At 70.3% G+C, this 18,723-nt stretch carries 17 protein-coding genes; 8 read left to right on the forward strand and 9 right to left on the reverse strand.

Annotated features, from left to right (window positions below; translation table 11 throughout):
- Positions 1-6: 6 nt before the first annotated feature.
- The 5 genes from FMP39_RS23230 to FMP39_RS23250 form a co-directional block, all read right to left on the reverse strand.
- Positions 7-834 carry an SDR family oxidoreductase gene (locus FMP39_RS23230; RefSeq protein ID WP_141592448.1) on the reverse strand — a complete coding sequence of 276 codons (828 nt, stop codon included), beginning with the start codon at positions 832-834 and terminating at the stop codon, positions 7-9.
- Between the two features lie 94 nt (positions 835-928).
- A complete protein-coding gene (locus tag FMP39_RS23235; RefSeq protein WP_194858531.1) occupies positions 929-1,195 on the reverse strand; it encodes a YkvA family protein in 267 nt (88 codons plus the stop codon).
- A gap of 113 nt (positions 1,196-1,308) precedes the next feature.
- Positions 1,309-2,367: an ABC transporter ATP-binding protein gene (locus tag FMP39_RS23240; protein ID WP_141592450.1), complete on the reverse strand. Its 1,059-nt coding sequence runs from the start codon at positions 2,365-2,367 to the stop codon at positions 1,309-1,311.
- Positions 2,368-2,415: 48 nt separating this feature from the next.
- Positions 2,416-3,981 (reverse strand): iron ABC transporter permease, encoded by a 1,566-nt coding sequence (locus FMP39_RS23245; protein ID WP_141592451.1) that lies wholly within the window; start codon positions 3,979-3,981, stop codon positions 2,416-2,418.
- The gene (locus FMP39_RS23250) at positions 3,981-4,964 is read right to left on the reverse strand and encodes an iron ABC transporter substrate-binding protein (protein ID WP_090485789.1); all 984 of its coding nucleotides are present in this window, start codon (positions 4,962-4,964) and stop codon (positions 3,981-3,983) included. The genes FMP39_RS23245 and FMP39_RS23250 overlap by 1 nt, the downstream gene beginning before the upstream one ends.
- A gap of 144 nt (positions 4,965-5,108) precedes the next feature.
- Between FMP39_RS23250 and FMP39_RS23255 the strand changes: the two genes are divergently transcribed.
- From FMP39_RS23255 to FMP39_RS23265, 3 genes are all read left to right on the forward strand, one after another.
- Positions 5,109-5,726, forward strand: a complete 618-nt coding sequence (locus tag FMP39_RS23255; protein ID WP_141592452.1) for a nuclear transport factor 2 family protein — start codon at positions 5,109-5,111, stop codon at positions 5,724-5,726.
- A 10-nt stretch (positions 5,727-5,736) separates the two neighbouring features.
- Positions 5,737-6,573, forward strand: coding sequence for a PfkB family carbohydrate kinase (locus FMP39_RS23260; protein WP_141592453.1), 837 nt, complete (start codon positions 5,737-5,739; stop codon positions 6,571-6,573).
- Positions 6,574-6,773: 200 nt separating this feature from the next.
- Positions 6,774-7,055, forward strand: coding sequence for a hypothetical protein (locus FMP39_RS23265; RefSeq protein WP_228558267.1), 282 nt, complete (start codon positions 6,774-6,776; stop codon positions 7,053-7,055).
- A gap of 72 nt (positions 7,056-7,127) precedes the next feature.
- On the opposite strand, the gene gyrA is transcribed toward FMP39_RS23265, so the two are convergent.
- Both gyrA and FMP39_RS23275 read right to left on the reverse strand, forming a co-directional pair.
- Entirely contained in the window at positions 7,128-9,956 is a 2,829-nt protein-coding gene (gene gyrA / locus FMP39_RS23270) for a DNA gyrase subunit A (RefSeq protein ID WP_194858532.1), read from the reverse strand.
- 168 nt (positions 9,957-10,124) lie between these two features.
- Positions 10,125-10,904, reverse strand: coding sequence for a M48 family metallopeptidase (locus FMP39_RS23275; protein WP_141592455.1), 780 nt, complete (start codon positions 10,902-10,904; stop codon positions 10,125-10,127).
- A 167-nt stretch (positions 10,905-11,071) separates the two neighbouring features.
- Between FMP39_RS23275 and FMP39_RS23280 the strand changes: the two genes are divergently transcribed.
- Both FMP39_RS23280 and FMP39_RS23285 read left to right on the forward strand, forming a co-directional pair.
- Positions 11,072-12,412 (forward strand): Xaa-Pro peptidase family protein, encoded by a 1,341-nt coding sequence (locus FMP39_RS23280; RefSeq protein ID WP_194858533.1) that lies wholly within the window; start codon positions 11,072-11,074, stop codon positions 12,410-12,412.
- Positions 12,413-12,485: 73 nt separating this feature from the next.
- On the forward strand, positions 12,486-12,851 hold the full coding sequence (locus FMP39_RS23285; RefSeq protein ID WP_141592457.1) for a response regulator: 366 nt from the start codon (positions 12,486-12,488) through the stop codon (positions 12,849-12,851).
- A 3-nt stretch (positions 12,852-12,854) separates the two neighbouring features.
- On the opposite strand, the gene FMP39_RS23290 is transcribed toward FMP39_RS23285, so the two are convergent.
- Entirely contained in the window at positions 12,855-13,667 is an 813-nt protein-coding gene (locus FMP39_RS23290) for an acyl-CoA thioesterase II (RefSeq protein WP_141592458.1), read from the reverse strand.
- A 68-nt stretch (positions 13,668-13,735) separates the two neighbouring features.
- Complete coding sequence (gene ung, locus FMP39_RS23295) at positions 13,736-14,413, reverse strand: uracil-DNA glycosylase (RefSeq protein WP_141592459.1); 678 nt, start codon at positions 14,411-14,413, stop codon at positions 13,736-13,738.
- A gap of 178 nt (positions 14,414-14,591) precedes the next feature.
- Here ung and FMP39_RS23300 point away from each other — a divergent pair, with 178 nt between their 5' ends.
- The 3 genes from FMP39_RS23300 to FMP39_RS38490 form a co-directional block, all read left to right on the forward strand.
- Positions 14,592-16,382 (forward strand): CpaF family protein, encoded by a 1,791-nt coding sequence (locus FMP39_RS23300; RefSeq protein ID WP_141592460.1) that lies wholly within the window; start codon positions 14,592-14,594, stop codon positions 16,380-16,382.
- Positions 16,383-16,424: 42 nt separating this feature from the next.
- Positions 16,425-17,444, forward strand: a complete 1,020-nt coding sequence (locus tag FMP39_RS23305) for a hypothetical protein (protein ID WP_141592461.1) — start codon at positions 16,425-16,427, stop codon at positions 17,442-17,444.
- 14 nt (positions 17,445-17,458) lie between these two features.
- On the forward strand, positions 17,459-18,723 hold a 1,265-nt coding region (locus FMP39_RS38490), incomplete at its 3' end, for a DUF1565 domain-containing protein (protein WP_255508534.1).

Consider the following 18,723-nt stretch of genomic DNA (forward strand, 5'->3'; position numbering starts at 1 on the left):
CCTCGGTCAGCGGCGGCGCAGGCCGTAGATGGACATGAGGATCTGCTCGAAGGTGCGTGAGGGCAGCACGGTCTTCGCCACCACCGCCACGCGCTGCGCCAGTTGGGCCACCGGGTAGCGCACGTGAGGCGCTCCGCGATCCATCACCTCCAGCACCTTCTTCGCCACGTCCTCGGCGGCGAGGCCGCCGCGTTCGCCGGACTCGATGGCCTTCAGCACGGCCTCGAAGCGCTCCCGATACGCGGAGCCCTCGCCCGCCTTCGCGACACACACGCGGTTCTGGGTGAGCTGCGTCTGCACGTCTCCGGGCTGCACCAGCGTCGCCTCGATGCCGAACTCGGCCACCTCCTGGCGCAGCGCCTCGGTGAAGCCCTCCAGGGCGAACTTGCTGGCGCTGTAGAGCGACTGGAAGGGCAACCCCACCTGCCCGCCCAGGGAGCTGACCTGGATGATGCGGCCGGCGCGCCGCTCGCGCATGGAAGGCAGCACCGCCTTGCACACGCGCAGCGCGCCCAGGAAGTTGACGTCCAGCTGCGCGCGCGCTTCCTCGATGGAGGTGTCCTCGGCGGCGCCCGCGAGCGCATGACCCGCGTTGTTCACCACCACGTCGATGCGGCCCTCACGCGACAGCACCGTCTCCACGGCTCGCTGCACGGAGTCGTCCTGGGTGACGTCCAGCTCCAGCATCCGGTAGCCCGGCGGCGCGGCCTCCACGGGACGGCGGCTGGTGCCGTAGACGGTGTGGCCACGCGCGCTCAGCAGCTCCGCGCACGCCTTGCCGATGCCGGACGACGCACCGGTGATGAGAACGACACTTCCCTGTGAACCGGGCATCCAGGCTCCGTGCAACAGTCTTCCTGGAGCACAAACCACGGGGGCCCGGGACCCGGCAAGAGTCTCCCCCCGCGTCACGGGGGTGCCCGGCGACTCAGACCGTCTTGCTGCGCGCCGGGGCGGCGACACCCGGCTGCGCATCCTCGCCGGAGATGACGACCTGGTGGCGCTGCACCTCGCGCACCATGAAGAAGGCGGCGGCGGACAACACGCCCAGGTCATCCAGCCAGCCGAGCACCGGGATGACGTCCGGCAGCGCGTCCACGGGCGACAGGAAGTAGACCACCGCCATCACGCCGGCGAGCTTCCGCCAGAGCGCTACGTGCGGGTCGCGCACGTACCGGAAAAAACGGCTCCCCATTCCACGAAGGCCTGCGATGTTCATGCCTACCTCTACGCACGAGGGGCCCGGGTGATTGCGGCCTCGGCCCACACCCAGCGTACGCCGTCCGGACGCCCGGAGGACAGCCAGGCTCAGTCCGGAGTGTCCTCCAGCACCATCGCGCGGCCCACCACCTCCAGCCTCGCCCGGTCACCCGCGCGCAGCGGCAGGTCTGGCGCGCCGCGCACGGTGAGCTCCAGGCCGTTGCACGCCACGGTGAACTCGGCGGAGGGGCCCTGGAACTCGCGCGCCAGCACCTCCGCTCGCAGCGCGCCGCCCAGTGCGACGCCGTCTGTGTCCGGCACCAGTCGCATCGCCTCTGGCCGCAGCGACAGCAGCACGTTGCCCTTCGCTGGCGCGCCCGTCACCGGAAGGATGCCGAGCAGCGTCCGGGCGCCATTGCCGAAGCCCACGCCCGGCAGCAGATTGGTGCCGCCCAGGAAGTACGCCACGAAGGCCGTGCGCGGCGTGGCGTAGACGGCCTCCGGCGTGCCCACCTGCTCCACCTGGCCCGCCCGCATCACCGCCAGGCGGTCCGCGAAGGCCATGGCCTCCTGCTGGTCATGCGTGACGAGCATCACCGTGGCCCCGAGCGACTTCAGCACCCGCCGCACCTCCATTCGCGTGGAGGCCCGCAGCGCGCTGTCCAGGCTGGAGAAGGGCTCATCCAGCAGCAGCACCCGCGGCCCGGGAGCCAGCGCGCGGGCCAGCGCCACGCGCTGCTGCTGCCCACCCGAGAGCGCGTGCGGCATGCGTGACTCGAAGCCCTCCAGGCCGAAGAGCTTCAGCATGTTGCTCGCGCGGGCGCGGGCTTCCTGGCGCGGCATCGCGGTGAGGCCGAAGGCCACGTTCTCCACCACGGACAGGTGCGGGAAGAGCGCGTAGTCCTGGAACACCATGCCCACGCTGCGCTGCTCGGGCGGCACGAAGGCGCCAGGGCTGGCCAGGGTGCGGCCTTCCAACGTGACGGTGCCGCTGTTGGGGCGCTCGAAGCCCGCTACCAGCCGCAGCGTCGTCGTCTTGCCACACCCCGACGGGCCCAGCAGCGCCAACACTTCACCGGGCTCCACCGCCAGGGACAGGCGGTCCACCGCGGCGGTACCGCTGGAGGAATAACGAAGGGTGACGTCGTCGAGCGAAAGCAGGGGCATGGCGGGCGGCGCACCCTACCGCGTTCCCGCGGGCCCGGGCGCTTTGGCTTAACTCGGGGACGAGCCGCCCTCTTGCGACACCAGCAGCCCCACACCCAGCGTGGAGACGGCCATCAGCACCAGCGCCGGCAACGCTGCCTCGGCGAAGCGGCCCTCGGCCGTGGCGCCCCAGACGCGCGTGGCGAGCGTCTCGAAGCCGATGGGCGCCAGCAGCAAGGTGGCTGGAAGCTCCTTCATCGCCGTGAGGAAGACGAGCGCCGCGCCCGCCAGCAGCCCGGGCCGTAGCAGCGGCGCCGTCACCCGGCGCAGCACGCCGGACGGAGGCTGGCCCAGCGACGCCGCGGCCTCCGGCAGGTGCGGGTTGAGCTGAAGCAACGACGCCCGCACCACCCCCACCGCCTGCGGCAGGAAGCGCACCACGTAGGCCAGCACCAGCATGACCAGGGTGCCGTAAAGGAAGGGCACCGCCTGCACGCCCAGGAAGACGAGCGACAGCGCCAGCACGATGGGCGGCAGCGCATAGCCCGCGTAGGACACGCGCTCCAGCGCCACCGTGAGGCGGCTCGGGTAGCGCACCGCGAGGAAGGCCAGCGGCAACGCGCCCACCACCGCCGCCACCGCGCCCAGCATGGAGGCACTCACCGAGTTCCACGCGGGCCCCATCATCGGCCCCGAGTCCACCGACAGCCCTTGCACACCCCAATAGACGAGCACGCCCACCGGCAGCCCCACGCCCACCGCCACCACCGCGCCGCACAAGAGCAGTGCCGGCACGCGCCAGCGGCCCAGCTGTACGAGCGAGGAAGCCCGGGCGGCGCCCTTCGCGCTGCGGTGGTAGCCCGCACGGCCGCGCAGCCACAGCTCCAGGGCCAGCACGCCCACGGTCACGGACACCAACGCCAGCCCGAGCAGCGCCGCGTAGCTGCGGTCATACGCGCCCTCGTACTGCACGTAGATGGCGCGCGAGAAGGCGTCGTACTGCACCAGCGCCACCGCGCCGAAGTCGGAGAGGACGTACAGCCCCACCAGCAGCGCACCCGACGCGAAGGCAGGGCGCAGCAGGGGCACGGTGATGCGGAAGAAGGCCCGGGCGGGCGTGAGTCCCAGGCTCCTCGCCCCCTCCAGCCACGCGGGGTCCTGGGACTGAAGCCCGGCGCGCAGCGCGAGGAAGAAGTACGGATACGTCGATACCGTCAGCGCCAGCAGCGCTCCGGGAAAGCCATACACGGGCGGCACCGGAAGGCCCCAGCGCGTCAGGGGCTCCTCCAGCGCGCCGCCCACGCCGAACGCCGCCAGCAGCACGTAGCCGCTGACGAACGTGGGCACCGCCAACGGCACACACAACAACACCGTCCACAGACGGCGCCCCGGCAGGTCCGTGCGCGCGGTGAGCCAGGCCAGCGGCAGCGACAGCAGCGCCGCGCAGCCCGTCACCGCCGCCGCGAGCCCCAACGTGCGGCCCAGCAGGCCCCACGTCTTGTCTCGCAGCAGCAGGCCCCATGCGTCCGCATCCGCCTCCGCGGCGCGCACGCACAGGTATATCGCGGGCACCAGCGCCAGCGCGGCCATGGCCACGCCAGCCACCCATAATCCCACCGGGGCACGACGAATCATCAGAGGACGCCAGTATCCTGGAGCAGCTTCACGGTGCCGCGCAGGTCATCCAACTTGGACAGGTCCAGGTCGGGCGAGCCCACCTTGTCGAGCGCCGGCAGGCCCTCGGCCAGCTTCACGCCAGACACCAGCGGGAACTCGGACGTCTCCTGCGCGAAGTACGTCTGCGCCTCGGCGTCCAGCAGGTACGCGGCCAGCTTCTTCGCCGCGTCCGTGTTCTTCGAGCCCTTGAGGATGGCCACGCCCGCCACGTTCACCAGCGCGCCCGGGTCCCCCGCCGCGACGAAGTAGTTGGCCACGGGCAGGTCCGCTTTGTTCTTCTTCGCGGAGTACAGGTAGTAGTGGTTCACGAAGCCCGCGTCGATTTCACCGCGCCCCAGCGCCTCGATGATGGCGGAGTTGTTCTTGTAGACGCGCGGCGCGTTGGCCTGGATGCCCTTGAGCCACTGCGTCGCGGCCTCGTCGCCCTTGAGCAGCCGCAGCGCGGTGACGAAGGACTGGAACGAGGCGTTGGTGGGCGCCCAGCCCAGGCGGCCCTTCCACTTCGCATCCGTGAAGCCAAGGATGCTCTTGGGCAGCGTGTCCGCCTTCACCTTCTTCGTGTTGTAGGCCACCACGCGCGCCCGGCCGCTGGTGCCCACCCACACGCCCTGCGGCGAGCGGAAGCGCGCATCCACCTTGTCCAGCGTCTCCTTGGGCAGCACCTGCAGCTGACCCGCCTTCGCCAGCGCGCCGAGCGCCCCCGCGTCCTGCGCGAAGAACACGTCGGCGGGCGTCTTCGCCCCCTCCTCCAGCAACGTGGCGGCGAGCTGCGGCGTCTCGCCGTAGCGCACCTTCACCTCGACTCCCGTCTTCTCGGTGAACTTCTTGAGGAGTGGGCCCACGAGCTTCTCGTTGCGGCCGGAGTAGATGGTGAGCGTCTCCGCCGCGAGCGCGGGGGAGGCCAGGGTCAGGACCAGGGAGGCCAGGAGGAGTCGTACCATGGGCCGGCACCCTAACGGACGGCCTCCCCCGCTTCCACCGATTGCGCGCGGACGCCCGGTGAAGCGCGAAACAGGTGACGACAGCGCTCCTTCGCGGCCCGGAGTAGCCTCGTGGACCGCAACCTCCCGCCATGTGGAGACACCATGCCGCGCCCGCTCGTCGTCGCCGCCTGTGCCGCCGCCCTGCTCGCCGCGCCCTCCGCCCTCGCGCAGACGTCTGCGTCCCCGAAACCACCCGTCTCCACGCCCAACCCGATGAAGGACGCCGCCGAGCGAACCCGGAGCGCGCTCCAACTCGCACCCGCGCCTCGCCCCGAGGACGTGCGCTCCATCGATTCCCTCATCGCCGCGCTGTACGACGTCATCAGCGGCCCGGCGGGCCAGGCGCGCGACTGGCAGCGCTTCCGCGCCCTCTTCCACCCGGGCGCGCAGATGATTCCCATCCGCCGCCCGAAGGACGGCAAGGGGCCCGCGGCCACGCCCTTCACGCCGGATGACTATGCCACCTCCGCCGCGGTGGCCTTCGACAAGCGGGGGTTCTTCGAGAAGGAGACGCGCCGACAGGCGTCTGGCTATGGAGACATGGTCCAGGTGCTGAGCGCGTATGAGACGCGTGAAACCGCGGACGGGCCGGTGATGACCACGGGCGTCAACAGCTTGCAGCTCGTCTTCGATGGGCGGCGCTGGTGGATTCTCAACATCGCCTGGACGGACGACAAGGCCGCGGGGGTTCCCGTGCCGAAGGACCTCTCCCGGAAGTAGAACACGCGTCATGGGTGACGCGTCCCTGCGCGATGTGCTGGTGGTGGGGAGCTACTGCCACGACCTGCTCCGGCATGGCCTCGGGCGGGAAACACATGCGCTCGGCGGGTCGGCGGCGTACATCGCGTCCGTCCTGGAGGCGATGGGGCTGGCGTACGCGGTGGCCGCGGTGGCCGGCGAGGACTTCCGTTACGCGGACCAGGTCCGGTATCCGCCGCGCATCGTTCCGGGAACGCGCACCACGCAGTTCATCGCGGACTTCGAGGGAGAGGCACGGACGCTTCGCGTCAGCGCGAAGGCGGAGCCGATTCGCCCTGCGGACATCACCGTGGACGCGTGCGTGGCACTGGCGTGCGGGGTGGCGGGTGAGGTGCTGCCGGAGACGCTGCTCCGCGCCTCCGAGCGGGCGCGCCATGTGCTGGCGGATGCACAGGGGTTGATTCGGGCATTCGATGATGACGGACGGGCGCTCAATCTCCGCCTGGAGGACACGCCTTTCGCGGGGCTGCTGGAGCGGCTTCGGGTGCTGAAGGCCAGCGAGGAGGAGGCCCGGGCGATGGACATCGAGCGGGTGCGTCAGCGGACGTGCCTGGTGGTGACGCGTGGGGCGCGGGGCTGCACGGTGTTCACGGCGGATGCGCGCATCGACGTGCCCACGGTTGCGGTGGAGGAAGTGGATGCCACGGGCGCGGGGGACTGCTTCCTCGCGGGCTTCACGCTGGGACTGCTGCGAGGGCTGCCATTCGAGCGCTGCGCCGCGCTGGCGAACTGGTTTGGCGCGCAGGCGGTGACGCAGGTGGGTGTGCCGAAGCTGGATGTCAGCCGGCTTCCGGCGGAGCTGCGCTGAGCTACCATCCTCCCGCGTTACGATGACGAAGTGCCTCTTGGGGGACCATGAGGAACAGTCGACTCGCATTGCTAGTCCTGGCACTTGGATGCGGTGGCCAGTCGTACGTTCGGACAGGCACCGGGCATTACTTTGGCCGCAAGAATGGCGATGTCTGGGGCCGGTTCACGTTCCCCATCGACCTCCCAGCCAATGGACGCATGCGGATTCCCGCGGACCTGGCGGCGGCCATCTCGCTCGCGATGGACGACTTCCGCCCGCTGGGTGTGAAGCCTCACCGAGGCGCCACACCCGACGAGGTGTGCCTGTATCAACGGGAGTCGTTTGACGTGACAGTGGCCCCAGGGCCAGAGGGCGTGGTCTTCGTCCGGTTCACCGTCAAGGACGGCACCTGTGCCAAGGACGGCCCCGTCGCGGATATGGGCTCCACCTACGCCGTCGAGGTGGCGAAGCACCGAATCCTGGCGATTCAACGCCCGTGAGCCCCTGAGACAGGCCCCACGGGTGACACAGGAGCGGGAGCCCGTGGGCCCCCGCTCCTCACTGCGAACAACTCAGCCCTGCGTGGGCTCCTCGCCACCCGGGGTGCCACCCTCCTCGGACGCCGGGGCCGACTCGACAGCGGCTTCCGCAGGCGCCGCGGCCTCAGCCGTGGCCTCCGCAGGCGCAGCGGCGTCAGTCGCCTCCGGAGCGCTGGCCTCCGCCGTGGGCACCGCGCCCTCGGCCGGCGCCACCGCCTCGCCGTTTTCCTCGGACTCGTCGCTCTCGGGCAGCTTGGAGATGGCCATGACCTTCTCCTGCTCGTTCTCCAGGGCAATCAGCCGCACGCCCTGCGTGTTGCGACCGATGACGGAGATCTCCTTCACCCGCATGCGGATGAGCATGCCGCCGTTGGTGACAATCATCACCTCGTCCGACTCCTTCACCTGGAGCAGACCCACCACCTTGCCGTTCCGCTCGGTGGTCTTGATGTCGATGATGCCCTTGCCGCCACGGCCCTGCTGCCGGTACTCGGCCTCCTGCGTCCGCTTGCCGTAGCCGTTCTCCGTCACCGTGAGGATGGCCGCGTCCGCCTCCACCACGTCGGCGCCCACCACCTCGTCGCCGTCCTCCAGCGTGATTCCCTTCACGCCGTAGGCCTGGCGGCCCATGGAGCGGACCTCCGTCTCCGGGAAGCGGATGCTCATGCCCGACGCCGTCGACAGCAGGATGTCCTTGCTGCCGTCGGTAATCATCACCGCCACCAGCTCGTCACCGTCGTCGATGCCCAGCGCGATGATGCCGCTGGAGCGGACGTTCTCGAACGCGCTCAGGTCCGTGCGCTTCACCACGCCCCGCTTCGTCACGAAGAAGACGTAGCGGTTCTCCGGGAAGTCCCGCGTCACCAGCACCTGCGCCAGCCGCTCGCCCTCGCCGAACTGCACCAGGTTCACCATGGCCTTGCCGCGCGACGTGCGGCTGGCCTGCGGAACCTGGTGCACCTTCAGCGAGTACAGCTTGCCCTTCGTGGTGATGGGCATCAGGTACGCGTGCGTGCTGGCCACGAACAGCTTGCTGACGAAATCGTCTTCCTTCGTCGCAGCGCCCGTCTTCCCGCGTCCGCCGCGCTTCTGCGCCCGGTACTCGGTCAGCGGCGAGCGCTTGATGTAGCCCGTGTGCGACAGCGTCACCACCATCGTCTCTTCGGCGATGAGGTCCTCGCTGGTCATCTCATCCACGGCGCCGGTGATTTCCGTGCGGCGCTTGTCGCCGTAGCGCTCGCGAATCTCCACGAGCTCCGTCTTGATGACGTTGAGCAGGCTGCGCTCGTTGGCCAGGATGTCCTGCAGCCGCGCGATGTCGCGCACCAGGCCGATGAGCTCGCGGAACAGCTCCTCGCGCTGCAGGCCGGTGAGCCGTTGCAGGCGCATCTCCAGGATGTTCTGCGCCTGGCCCTCGCTGAAGCCCGCGCCCTCGTACTTGTGCGCCAGGCCCGCGTAGCTGGGCTCCTCGTTGCGCGCGCGCGAGACGAGCAGCTCCATCTGCGCCTTCGCCTTGTCGTAGTCGATGCGCTGGAGGGTCGCGAAGCGCTCGTGCTCGTACAGCGCGGGCGACAGGATGTTCATCAGGCCCCAGCGCGCCTCGTCCGGGTCCTTGGACGCGCGGATGAGGCTGACCACCAGGTCGATGAGGTCCTGCGCGACGAGCAGACCTTCGACGATGTGCATGCGCGCCAGCGCCTTGCGCAGCTCGTAGCGCGTGCGGCGCGTCACCACGTCACGGCGGTGCGCGATGAACCGGTCCAGCATCTCCTTCAGGTTGAGCGTGCGCGGCTGGCCGCCGTCGATGGCCAGCATCACCGCGCCGAAGGTCGTCTCCAGCGACGTCATCGCGTACAGGTTGTTGAGCACCACCTGCGCAATCGCATCGCGCTTGAGCTCGATGACGATGCGCATGCCCTGGCGGTCGCTCTCGTCGCGGATGTCGCTGATGCCTTCCAGCTTCTTCTCGCGCACCAGCTCGGCGATCTTCTCGATGAGCCGCGCCTTGTTCACCTGGTACGGAATCTCCGAGAAGATGATGGCCTCGCGGTCACCCCGCTTGGAGGTCTCGATGTCCGAGCGCGCCCGGATGGTGACCTGGCCGCGGCCCGTCTCGTAGGCGCGGACGATGCCCTCGCGCCCGGTGATGATGGCGCCGGTGGGGAAGTCCGGACCGGTGATGAACTCCATCAGGTCCCGAACCGTGCAGCCCGGGTTGTCGATGAGGTGCAGCGTGCCGCTGATGACCTCGGTCATGTTGTGCGGCGGGATGTTGGTGGTCATGCCCACCGCGATGCCGCTGCTGCCGTTGACCAGGAGGTTGGGGAACTTCGACGGGAGGACGAGCGGCTCTTCCAGCGAGTCGTCGTAGTTGGGACCGAAGTCCACCGTCTCCTTGTCGATGTCCGCCAGCAGGTCCTCCGCCAGCCGCTCCATGCGCACTTCCGTGTAACGCATGGCCGCTGGCGAGTCGCCGTCCACCGAGCCGAAGTTGCCCTGGCCGTCCACCAGCAGGTAGCGAAGGCTCCACTCCTGCGCCAGGCGCACCATGGCGTCGTACACCGACGAGTCACCGTGCGGGTGGTACTTACCGATGACGTCACCCACCACGCGGGCGGACTTCTTGTAGGCCCGGTTGTGGAGGTTGCCCAGGTCATTCATCGCGTACAGCACGCGGCGATGCACGGGCTTGAGTCCGTCGCGTACGTCGGGCAGCGCGCGCCCCACGATGACGGACATGGAGTAGTCGAGATACGAACGGCGCATCTCGTCTTCGATGTTGACGGGAATGAGCTCTCCAGCGCTGTCCGGGGGAGGAGGCGCGGAGGGCGATGCCGGCTTGTCAGTCGTGTCGTCAGCCATGAGCTCTGGAAGTCTGCGGAGGGGCCCGCGAATCAGGGCCGCCATCCAGTGAGTGAGCGTTCGTAACCCCTGGATTTCCCTGCGTCAACAGGGGAAACAAGGGGCTTTCGCCTCGAACGGCGGGATGCCTGAAAGGGACTCTTTTTTGAACGCTTGAGCGAGCCTTTTTCAGCCCTGCGGACGCAGGGGAGCAGCCAGGCGCTCGGCTTCGGTTCCCACCGGTCCTTCCGGGTCTCTTTCCTTTGCTTTTTCGAACGCAGCCAGGGCCCCTTCCCGGTCGCCCTTCAGCTTCAAGGCCACGCCCACGTTGAGGTGCGCGGAGGGAAAGTCACGGTCCATGGCCACGGCTTCCCGGAAGAGCACCAGCGCCTGGTCCACGTCGCCCGACAGCAAGGCCTCCTTACCAGCCTGGACGCGCTTCTCCGCGTCATTCACGAGCTCCACCTGGAACACGCTGCCGCCCACCACGTTGGCGACAAGCACGCGCAGGATGCCGCCCCAGTAGAACGTGAGCCCCTCCGCGGCCACCACGGCGGCCAGCGGCAGGTCCGGAAGCAGTTGCTTGCCCCGGAACTTGAAGCGCACCCGCGTGTACCGGCCCTTGTTGGCCCAGTGGACCATCTCCCCCTGGAGCTTGCGCAGCCCTTCTTCCATGCGCTTGGGGTCGATTTCGAAGGGCAACACGCGGCCCGCGGTCTCGCCGGACGGGAGCGCTTTGGGGCCCGGGCGCCCAGGGGTGGGTTCATCGGCGAGCACGGGCTCGGCTTCCAGTACGGGGGACCGAGGAGCTTCGACGGCGGGCTCGGACACCGGCGCGCTGGCGCGACGGGGCGCGGCGCGGGTCCTCGAGGCGGCCTTCTTCGGGGCAGCGGCCTTCTTCGCCTTCGCCTTCGACGCGGCGGGCTTCTTCGCCTTCGACGGACGCTTCTGGGACGTGCTCTTGGCCATGGGCACACCTTAAACGAGCCACGGCGACAACGCTTGCATGGTGCCGCCCGATGGTGGGCTTCGCACGGTTCTTCGCACGCACGCCACACGACTTCACGCCGCGCGCGTCCCTTCCCACCGGGCGCTCGGGGATGATGGCGTTCCTTCCCGAAAGGACCGCTCTCCGCATGACTCGCGTCCGGCACGCCCTGCTCTCCGCCCTGCTCCTCGCCGCCCCCATCGCCAGCGCCGCGCCCGCCGACCCCATCGCGTCCCAGGACGCCTGGCCCCGCATCCGCAAGGAGCGCATCCAGAAGCTGCTGCCCCAGGCCATGGCCCACGCCAACGTGGACGCGTGGGTGGTCATCTGCCGGGAGAACGACAACGACCCGCTGGCCATCCACGTCGGCTGTGAGAACGCCGGAGGCACCGCCGCCTTCCTGTTCCTCAAGCAGGGCGCGGCCGTGCGCGGCGTGGCCCTGTCACCGGAAGGCGAGGCCACCGCGCTCCGCGACGTGGCGCCGCTCGATGAGGTGGTGCCGCTGCCGCGCGGAACGAATCTCTACGCGCAGGTGGCCTCGCGGCTGGCCGCGGCGAAGCCGAAGCGCATCGCCGTCAATTCGTCCACGTCGGTGGCGGTAGCGGATGGCCTGTCCGCCACGCAGCGCGCCGCGCTGGAGAAGGCCCTGACGCCCGCGCTGCGCAAGAAGCTGGTGTCCTCCGAGGACCTCGTCTCCGAGTGGCTCTCCGTGAAGCTGCCCGAGGAGGTGGACATCCTCCGCAAGGCCGCCGCGCTGACGTCCCAGATGGAGATAGAGGCCTACCGCGCGGTAGTGCCGGGCAAGACGCGCGACGTGGATGTGGCCCGCTTCCTCCGCCAGCGCATGGCGGAGCTGGGCGTGGGCGACGCCTGGGCGCCGGACCAGAACCCCAACGTCCAGAGCGGCCCCACGCGCGGGCACTCCCACGCCACCGAGCGCGTCATCCAGCCGGGTGACTTCATCCAGACGGACTTCGGCATCCGCGTGGGCGGCATGTGGGTGACGGATATCCAGCGCTTCGCCTACGTGCTGGCGCCGGGCGAAACGCAGCCGCCCAAGGAGGCCCTGGAGAAGTGGGAGAAGGGCAAGAAAGGCAGCCGGATTGCATTGGCCACCCTGAAACCCGGCGTGCGCGGCTGGGACGTGGACAAGGCGCAGCGTGACTGGATGCGGGAAGCCGGCTCCGCGCCCGTCATGTGGGGAACGGGGCACCCGGTGGGCTACTGGGCGCATGACGTGGGCCCGGCGCTCTCCGGCGCGCAGCAGGGCAAGCCCGCGGCGGGACAGGCGGCGCGCATCGTCCGGCCCGGGCAGGTCTTCGCCTTCGACGGGTTCTTCGCGTGGCCGGACGGCGGCGAGGGCGAGCAGCGCATCATCGCCGTGGAGGAGATGGCCGTCGTCACCGAGACGGGTGCGGAATACCTCATCCCACCCCAGGAGGATTTGGTGCTCATTCCCTCCCCGGGTCCTTCCCGCCCCGTGCCGTGAGACATGTCTCACATGACAATCTCGTGGGAGAAGCTTGAGTAGGATGCGCTGAACCGCTCGCGGGGAGGGCCCGATGCAGAACGTGCTGGTGATTGACGACGACGCCTTCGTGCTCTCGGTGGTGAGGGACATCCTCCAAGGCGCGGGCTACGGGGTCGTGACGGTGCAGTCACCCGCCGAGGCGTTCAATCTGGACCTGTCCAGCGTCTCCGCCATCCTCTGCGACTACAACATGCCGGACATGAACGGCTCCGACGTGCTCACGGTGATGCGTGAGATGAAGGATTGCCGGGTGCCGTTCATCTTCCTCACCGGACACGAGGAGCTGGATGACCTCGTGTCCGTGGCCATCCGCTACGGCGCGGAGCTGCTGCCCAAGCCCATCCAGCCCGTGGAGCTGGTACGGCTGCTCGTCAAACAGCTCGCCTCCGCGGCCTGAGCGCTACCCCAACACCGCCACCAACTGGCGGCACTGAGCCAGCAGCTCGCCCTCCTGGGTCCACAACTGCTGAAAGTCCTCCGAGTACCCCTCCGCCGCCTGCCGTGAGCGCCCCGTGCGCAGGAAGTGGGCGTCCTCGCGCAGGCCCGGGCGCGGCAGGTCGTGGAAGAAGTGCACGGTGAAGTCCACGCTGGCCGCCGCGTGGAACCCATCCACGCGCGAGAGCACCGACGGCGGATAGGCGTCCATCAACCCCACGCACAGCGGCGCGTCCAGCACCATGGGCTCACGCGGGCGAAGCCAACCGCCCGTCTCCGCCACGTCCGCGCCAGAATACGGCGCCGAGCCCACGCAGAAGCGGTACTCGAAGAAGCTGCAGAAGGTGGGCATGGGCACGTCGTCCGGCACCACGGGGACGTCTTCCGGCGGCGGCACCACCGGGCGCTTCACGTCGAAGTACTCCGTCGCGCCGCCGCGCGAGGTGCCGAACGTGGCGGTGGCCACACACAGCACACCCGCGGCGCTCTCGATGCGCGCCGTCGCGTGCGTGACGAGCCGCCCCGTCCGTTCGATGCGCGTCTGGATTTCCGCCTCCCCCTCCACCGCGGGCGCGCAGAAGTGCACGGTGAGCGTGCGCACGGGACGGCCCGGCTGCTGGGCCTGCGCCAGGGTGTGCTCCAACGCGCGCAGCGTCGCCCCCGCGACGATGCCGCCATAGGCGCCCTTGCCCTGGTACCAGGGCGCGGTGAAGCGGATGCCGTAGCGGTTGGGAGAGAGCGGCTCGGGGGTGGTGGCGGCGAGGAAGGCAGCGGTCATGTCGCGCCGCAGCGTATCAACGCGGACCCGGTGTGTCCGGCCCGAGTCTCACGCGGCTCGCCGCCCCTTCAGGCGGACAGGCGCCAGTCGATGGGCGGACGTCCGTGGGACTCGAGCGCCGCATTCACGGCGCTGAAGGGACGGCTGCCGAAGAAGCCATTGCTGGCCGACAGCGGCGAGGGGTGTGTGCCCTCGATGACGACGTGCCGCTTCGAATCGATGAGCTTCTTCTTCTTCTGCGCGTAGCGGCCCCACAGCAGGAACACCACCGGGTCGCTCTTGGCGCTCACCGCGCGGATGACGGCGTCCGTGAAGTCCTCCCAGCCGTGCCCCGCGTGGCTGTTGGGCTTCGCCTGCCGCACCGTCAGCACCGCGTTGAGCAGCAGCACACCCTGCCGGGCCCAGGGAATCAGAGAGCCGTCCTTCGGGCGGGGCACGCCCACGTCGCTCTCCAGTTCCTTGAACATGTTCACCAGCGAGGGCGGCGGCGCCACCCCCGGCTTCACCGAGAAGGCCAGCCCATGGGCCTGTCCCGGCCCGTGGTAGGGGTCCTGGCCCAGCAGCAACACCCGCACGTCTTCATAGGGCGTGAGCCGGAAGGCGGAGAAGAGGTCCTCCTCCGACGGGAAGACGGTGGCCTCCCGCCGCTCCGCTTCGACGAAGCGCTCCAGCTCCTGGAACGACGGCGACGCCAGCGCCGCGCTCAGCTCCTGCTTCCAGTCTTCCGGCAACCCTTCCGCGAGCACTCACGCCTCCCATTCCAGCGGCGGCGGCATTGAAACACCGGGTCCTGGGAGCGCCCACTGCTTTCCGCCCACCCGCGCGGGAAACCGGCGGTGGGCGGCCCCTGCCCCAGAAAGCAGCCGGACAAGCGGGACGGGTTCTTGGGCCCTGGGGCCAGAGCGCGCTAGCCTGGGTGGCGCCATGACGATGTACACCGAGTCACTCCGCGCGTTCCTCAAGCCCGTCCTGCCCTACATGGATGACGAGGCCGTGTCGGAAATCATGATCAACGGCCCGACCGACATCTGGATTGAGCGCAAGGGCCGGCTCACGAAAGTGGATGCATCGTTCACCGACGAAGGCCTGCTCGGCGCCGCGCGCAACATGGCCCAGTTCGTCGGCCGCATGCTCAACGAGGAGCGCCCCCGCCTGGACGCGCGCCTTCCGGATGGCAGCCGCATCCACGTGGTGATTCCGCCCATCGCGCGCAAGGGCACCACCATCTCCATCCGCAAGTTCTTCAAGGAGAAGCTGACGGTCCAATCCTTGATGAAGTTCGGGTCGCTCACGCCGCAGATGGCGCGCCTCATCGAGGCCGGCATCGCCACCAAGCTCAACATGCTGGTGGCCGGCGGCACGGGCTCCGGCAAGACGACGCTGCTCAACATCGTGTCGTCGCTCATCCCGGATGAGGAGCGCATCCTCACCATCGAGGACTCGGCCGAGCTCCAGCTCAACCAGTCCCACGTCGTGCCCTTCGAAAGCCGGCCGCCCGACAAGTTCGGCAAGGGCGCGGTGGACATGGGTGATTTGCTCCACTCCGCGCTGCGTCTGCGCCCCGACCGCATCGTCGTCGGTGAGGTGCGCGGCGGCGAGGCCTTCCACCTCATGCAGGCCATGAACACCGGCCACGGCGGGTCGCTGGCCACCACGCACGCCAACACGCCCACGGACACGCTGCGCCGCATCGAGTCGCTGTGCCTCATGTCCGGCGTGGACCTGCCCATGGTGGCCGTGCGCGCCCAGGTGGCCAGCGCCATCAACTTCATCATCTGCTGCGAGCGCCTCCACGACGGCAGCCGCAAGACGATTGCCCTGTCGGAGGTGCTGCCCCTCAACGAGAAGGGCGACTACCGCACCCAGGACATCTTCGTCTTCACGCCCGTCACCAAGGACGAGGACGACCACATCCTCGGCTACCACGCGCCCACCGGCATCATCCCCAACTTCGTCAGCAAGGCGCGCGCGTACGGCTTCCACGACCTGGACGAGTCCTTCTTCGACCCGGCCACCTACGGCCTGCCGCCGCCGCCCACCTTCCACGCGGGCGAGTCGTACTCGGTGCGCTGGGCCCCGTCCCTGAAGCACCGCGAGCAGGGAAGGCCGGACCCGGACCACTTCAAGCAGGAGTGGGCCGCCTTCGAGCAGCGCCTCAAGCAGGACGCCCGCGACGCGAAGGCCGGCAAGGCCGCCGCCGCGCCGCCTCCGCCTCCCGCGCCAGCCGTTCAGGTGCAGGTGCCCGCGAGTCACCCCACCCCGCCGCCCTCGGCGCGCGCCCGGCCGCCGGAGCCTCCGCCGGCCGTGAAGCCCGCAACGCCCGTGGCCCGGCCCGCGGCGCCGCCGCGCCCGCCGCCCGCCATGGACGACGATGCGACGCCGCCGCCCACGCGCAACCCCTTCGCGGAGGCCCCCGAGGAGACGCGCACCGCCATCCCCACCGAGGCCAAGGTCGAGGTCTCCGAGGACCTGCTCGCGGAGGATGACGGCCCCAGCACGGTGCCCCCGCGCCGGCCGCCGCCCTTCACCCCGCCTTCGCGGGCACCCTCACCCAACCTGGCCACCGGCTCACGGCCAGCCCTGGGCGCGCGCCGCCCCCCGCCGTCCCGCCCCGCGCCGGAGTCCGATGAAGACGACGACAGCACCCAGGGCTCGAATGGTGGCTCCGAGAAGACCCAGATTCGCCCGGCCCCGTCGGAGCGGCCCCGGCGCTGAAGCCACACCCCGGCCCGGCGCGTCGGAAACGACCCCGGGCCGGTGGGGCGGCCTCCCACCACACGCGCTCCGCCCCGGCGGGTTTCACCCGAAGCACGAGCGGTGATTCCCGACCTTGCGAGGAGGTCCGGTCGGGGGGAAAGTGATTGGGTGTGGATCTCCCTCCTCGCCGCGCTCACCCTGGCCACCCAGGCACCTGCCGCGGCTCCCCCGCCGCCCCTGTCCGTCCTGGTCGCACCGCCTGACGCGGCGGGAGCTCCCTCCCACGTCGTCGAGTTCGCGCAGGAGCACGTGGCCGAGCAGCTCCGGGCCCGTGGGCTGGTGGTGGTCCGTATCGAGGACATCACCCGCAAGCTGTCCGCGTCCAAGCGCCGCCCGCTGCTGCGCTGCAACCGCACGGCGCCCTCCTGCATCCGCTCGTTGGGCGCCGCGGGGAAGACGGAGCTGGTCCTGGTGACGGAGCTGGGCCAGTTGCTCAGCGGCTATCGCACGGGCGCGCGCATCTACACCGCCAACGACGGCGCGCTCGTCACCGAGCACCTCATCCCCGGCGTGAGCGAGGACCAGTTGCTGGACTCGCTCACCCAATCGATCGACGCGGTGGTGCCCGTGGCGCAGACGGCCCTGCGCGGCCCGCCGCCGGCGCCGCCCCAAGCCGAGCCGCCCCCGCCGCCCGTGGCCGTGGTGGAGGCGAAGCCGCTGGCCCCTGAGCTGGAGCCCGAGCCCATCCGCCCGCTGCGCCGCTGGGCGTGGCTGCCCGCCGCGGGCGGCGTCGCCCTGGCCGGCGTGGGCACCGTCTTCTACCTGCAGGCGGGCGACAAGTACTCGCGGCTCGACAAGGACGGCACGCCGGACGCTCCGCTGGACAACGCGGATGGACTCGCGTCGTCGGGCCGCCGGGCGCAGACCCTGAGCCGGGTGGCCTTTGGGCTGGGCGCGGCGGGGCTCGTCGCGGGCGCGGTGATGTTCCTGCTGCCCGGTGAGCTGCCCGCGAAGGTACAGCCCTCCGCCGCCGTGGTTCCCGGTGGGGGCATGGTGGGCCTGTCCGGGACGTTGCCTTGAATTCGAGGAGAGTCATGCGGAAGACCAGGATGCTCGGCGCCACGGGTACGGCGCTCGTGGCGGCGCTCGGTGCGGGCGCTTGCTACGACTTCGACAGTGCACGGCAGCGCTGCAGCGACGAGGGACGCTGCGAGCCCAACGTCGCCGCCTGTAAGCCCGTCCCCGGCGAGGACCTTCCCGACGACGCCTTCGCCGATACCGACTGTGACGGCGTGGATGGCCAGGCGGACGCGGGCCTCTTCATCGACCCCATGGACGGGGATGACGACGCGGGCGTGGGCACCCGGCAGGCGCCGCTGCGCACCGTGGGCCGCGCGCTGGCCATGCTGCGCGAACTGGATGGCGGCCCGCGCCACCTGTTCCTCGCGGGCGGCGCCTACGACGAGGCGGGCCTGGTGCTGGACGTCCCCGTCTCGCTGCACGGCGGCTATGCCGGACGCAGTGGCGGTTGGCGTCGCGCCGCGAACCGCGTGGCCATGTTCGACGCCGGCACGCTGGGGTTGACGGTGCAGGGACTCCAGGACGCCGGCGTACTGATGGAGTACGTGCAGATCAGCGCCGCCACCGCGACCAGCCCTGGTGAGCCCTCCATCGCCGTGCGCATGCTGGACTCTTCCGGGGTCCGTCTGCGTCACGTCACCCTGGCCGCGGGCGCGGGTGGCCAGGGCGCCCCCGGCGAGGCAGGGGACGCGGGGCTGGGCGGCCCGGACGGAGGCGAAGGGCAGAGCGGAGGCGTCGGCAACTCCGATACGGGCATGGGTGGGACGCCTGTCTCCATCACCTGCCCGGATGGCATCGAACCCACGGGCGGCGTGGGTGTGATTGGCAGCGGCAACGGCTCTCCTGGACGAGATGGTGGCACGGGCGGGCCCGGCGAGACGGGCGGCGCGGGCGGCGCGGGCGGTGATGCGCCAGACGCCGCGTGCTCCGGGCGTGAGTGCGTCTGCAACCCCGCCTCGGGCGAGAAGGGCCAGGGCGGCACGGAAGGAGGCCCCGGTACACCGGGTGACGGCGGCACGGGCATGGGGGTGCTGCGCGACGGGACCTGGACCGCCGACCAGCAAGGCGAGCCCGGCAGCGGCGGCACGGCGGGCTCCGGCGGTGGTGGCGGCGGGTCGGGTGGAAGCTGCAACATCGACAACGTGAGCGTCGCTGGCGGCGGCGGCAGCGGCGCGGGTGGAACGGGCGGCTGTGGTGGTGCGGGTGGCGGCGGCGGTGGCGGTGGCGGCGCGTCCATCTCCCTGCTGCTCATCGGTTCCCAGGCGGCCATGGAGGAAGG

The organism is Myxococcus sp. AB056, assembly GCF_006547365.1.
Classification (GTDB): Bacteria; Myxococcota; Myxococcia; order Myxococcales; family Myxococcaceae; genus Myxococcus; species Myxococcus virescens.

What these genes read in the sequence shown, in the direction of transcription:
- FMP39_RS23230 (WP_141592448.1), bottom strand. Translation starts at nt 834, where the DNA reads ATGCCCGGTTCACAGGGAAGTGTCGTTCTCATCACCGGTGCGTCGTCC.
- FMP39_RS23235 (WP_194858531.1), bottom strand. Translation starts at nt 1,195, where the DNA reads ATGGGGAGCCGTTTTTTCCGGTACGTGCGCGACCCGCACGTAGCGCTC.
- FMP39_RS23240 (WP_141592450.1), bottom strand. Translation starts at nt 2,367, where the DNA reads ATGCCCCTGCTTTCGCTCGACGACGTCACCCTTCGTTATTCCTCCAGC.
- FMP39_RS23245 (WP_141592451.1), bottom strand. Translation starts at nt 3,981, where the DNA reads ATGATTCGTCGTGCCCCGGTGGGATTATGGGTGGCTGGCGTGGCCATG.
- FMP39_RS23250 (WP_090485789.1), bottom strand. Translation starts at nt 4,964, where the DNA reads ATGGTACGACTCCTCCTGGCCTCCCTGGTCCTGACCCTGGCCTCCCCC.
- FMP39_RS23255 (WP_141592452.1), top strand. Translation starts at nt 5,109, where the DNA reads ATGCCGCGCCCGCTCGTCGTCGCCGCCTGTGCCGCCGCCCTGCTCGCC.
- FMP39_RS23260 (WP_141592453.1), top strand. Translation starts at nt 5,737, where the DNA reads ATGGGTGACGCGTCCCTGCGCGATGTGCTGGTGGTGGGGAGCTACTGC.
- FMP39_RS23265 (WP_228558267.1), top strand. Translation starts at nt 6,774, where the DNA reads ATGCGGATTCCCGCGGACCTGGCGGCGGCCATCTCGCTCGCGATGGAC.
- gyrA (WP_194858532.1), bottom strand. Translation starts at nt 9,956, where the DNA reads ATGGCTGACGACACGACTGACAAGCCGGCATCGCCCTCCGCGCCTCCT.
- FMP39_RS23275 (WP_141592455.1), bottom strand. Translation starts at nt 10,904, where the DNA reads ATGGCCAAGAGCACGTCCCAGAAGCGTCCGTCGAAGGCGAAGAAGCCC.
- FMP39_RS23280 (WP_194858533.1), top strand. Translation starts at nt 11,072, where the DNA reads ATGACTCGCGTCCGGCACGCCCTGCTCTCCGCCCTGCTCCTCGCCGCC.
- FMP39_RS23285 (WP_141592457.1), top strand. Translation starts at nt 12,486, where the DNA reads ATGCAGAACGTGCTGGTGATTGACGACGACGCCTTCGTGCTCTCGGTG.
- FMP39_RS23290 (WP_141592458.1), bottom strand. Translation starts at nt 13,667, where the DNA reads ATGACCGCTGCCTTCCTCGCCGCCACCACCCCCGAGCCGCTCTCTCCC.
- FMP39_RS23300 (WP_141592460.1), top strand. Translation starts at nt 14,592, where the DNA reads ATGACGATGTACACCGAGTCACTCCGCGCGTTCCTCAAGCCCGTCCTG.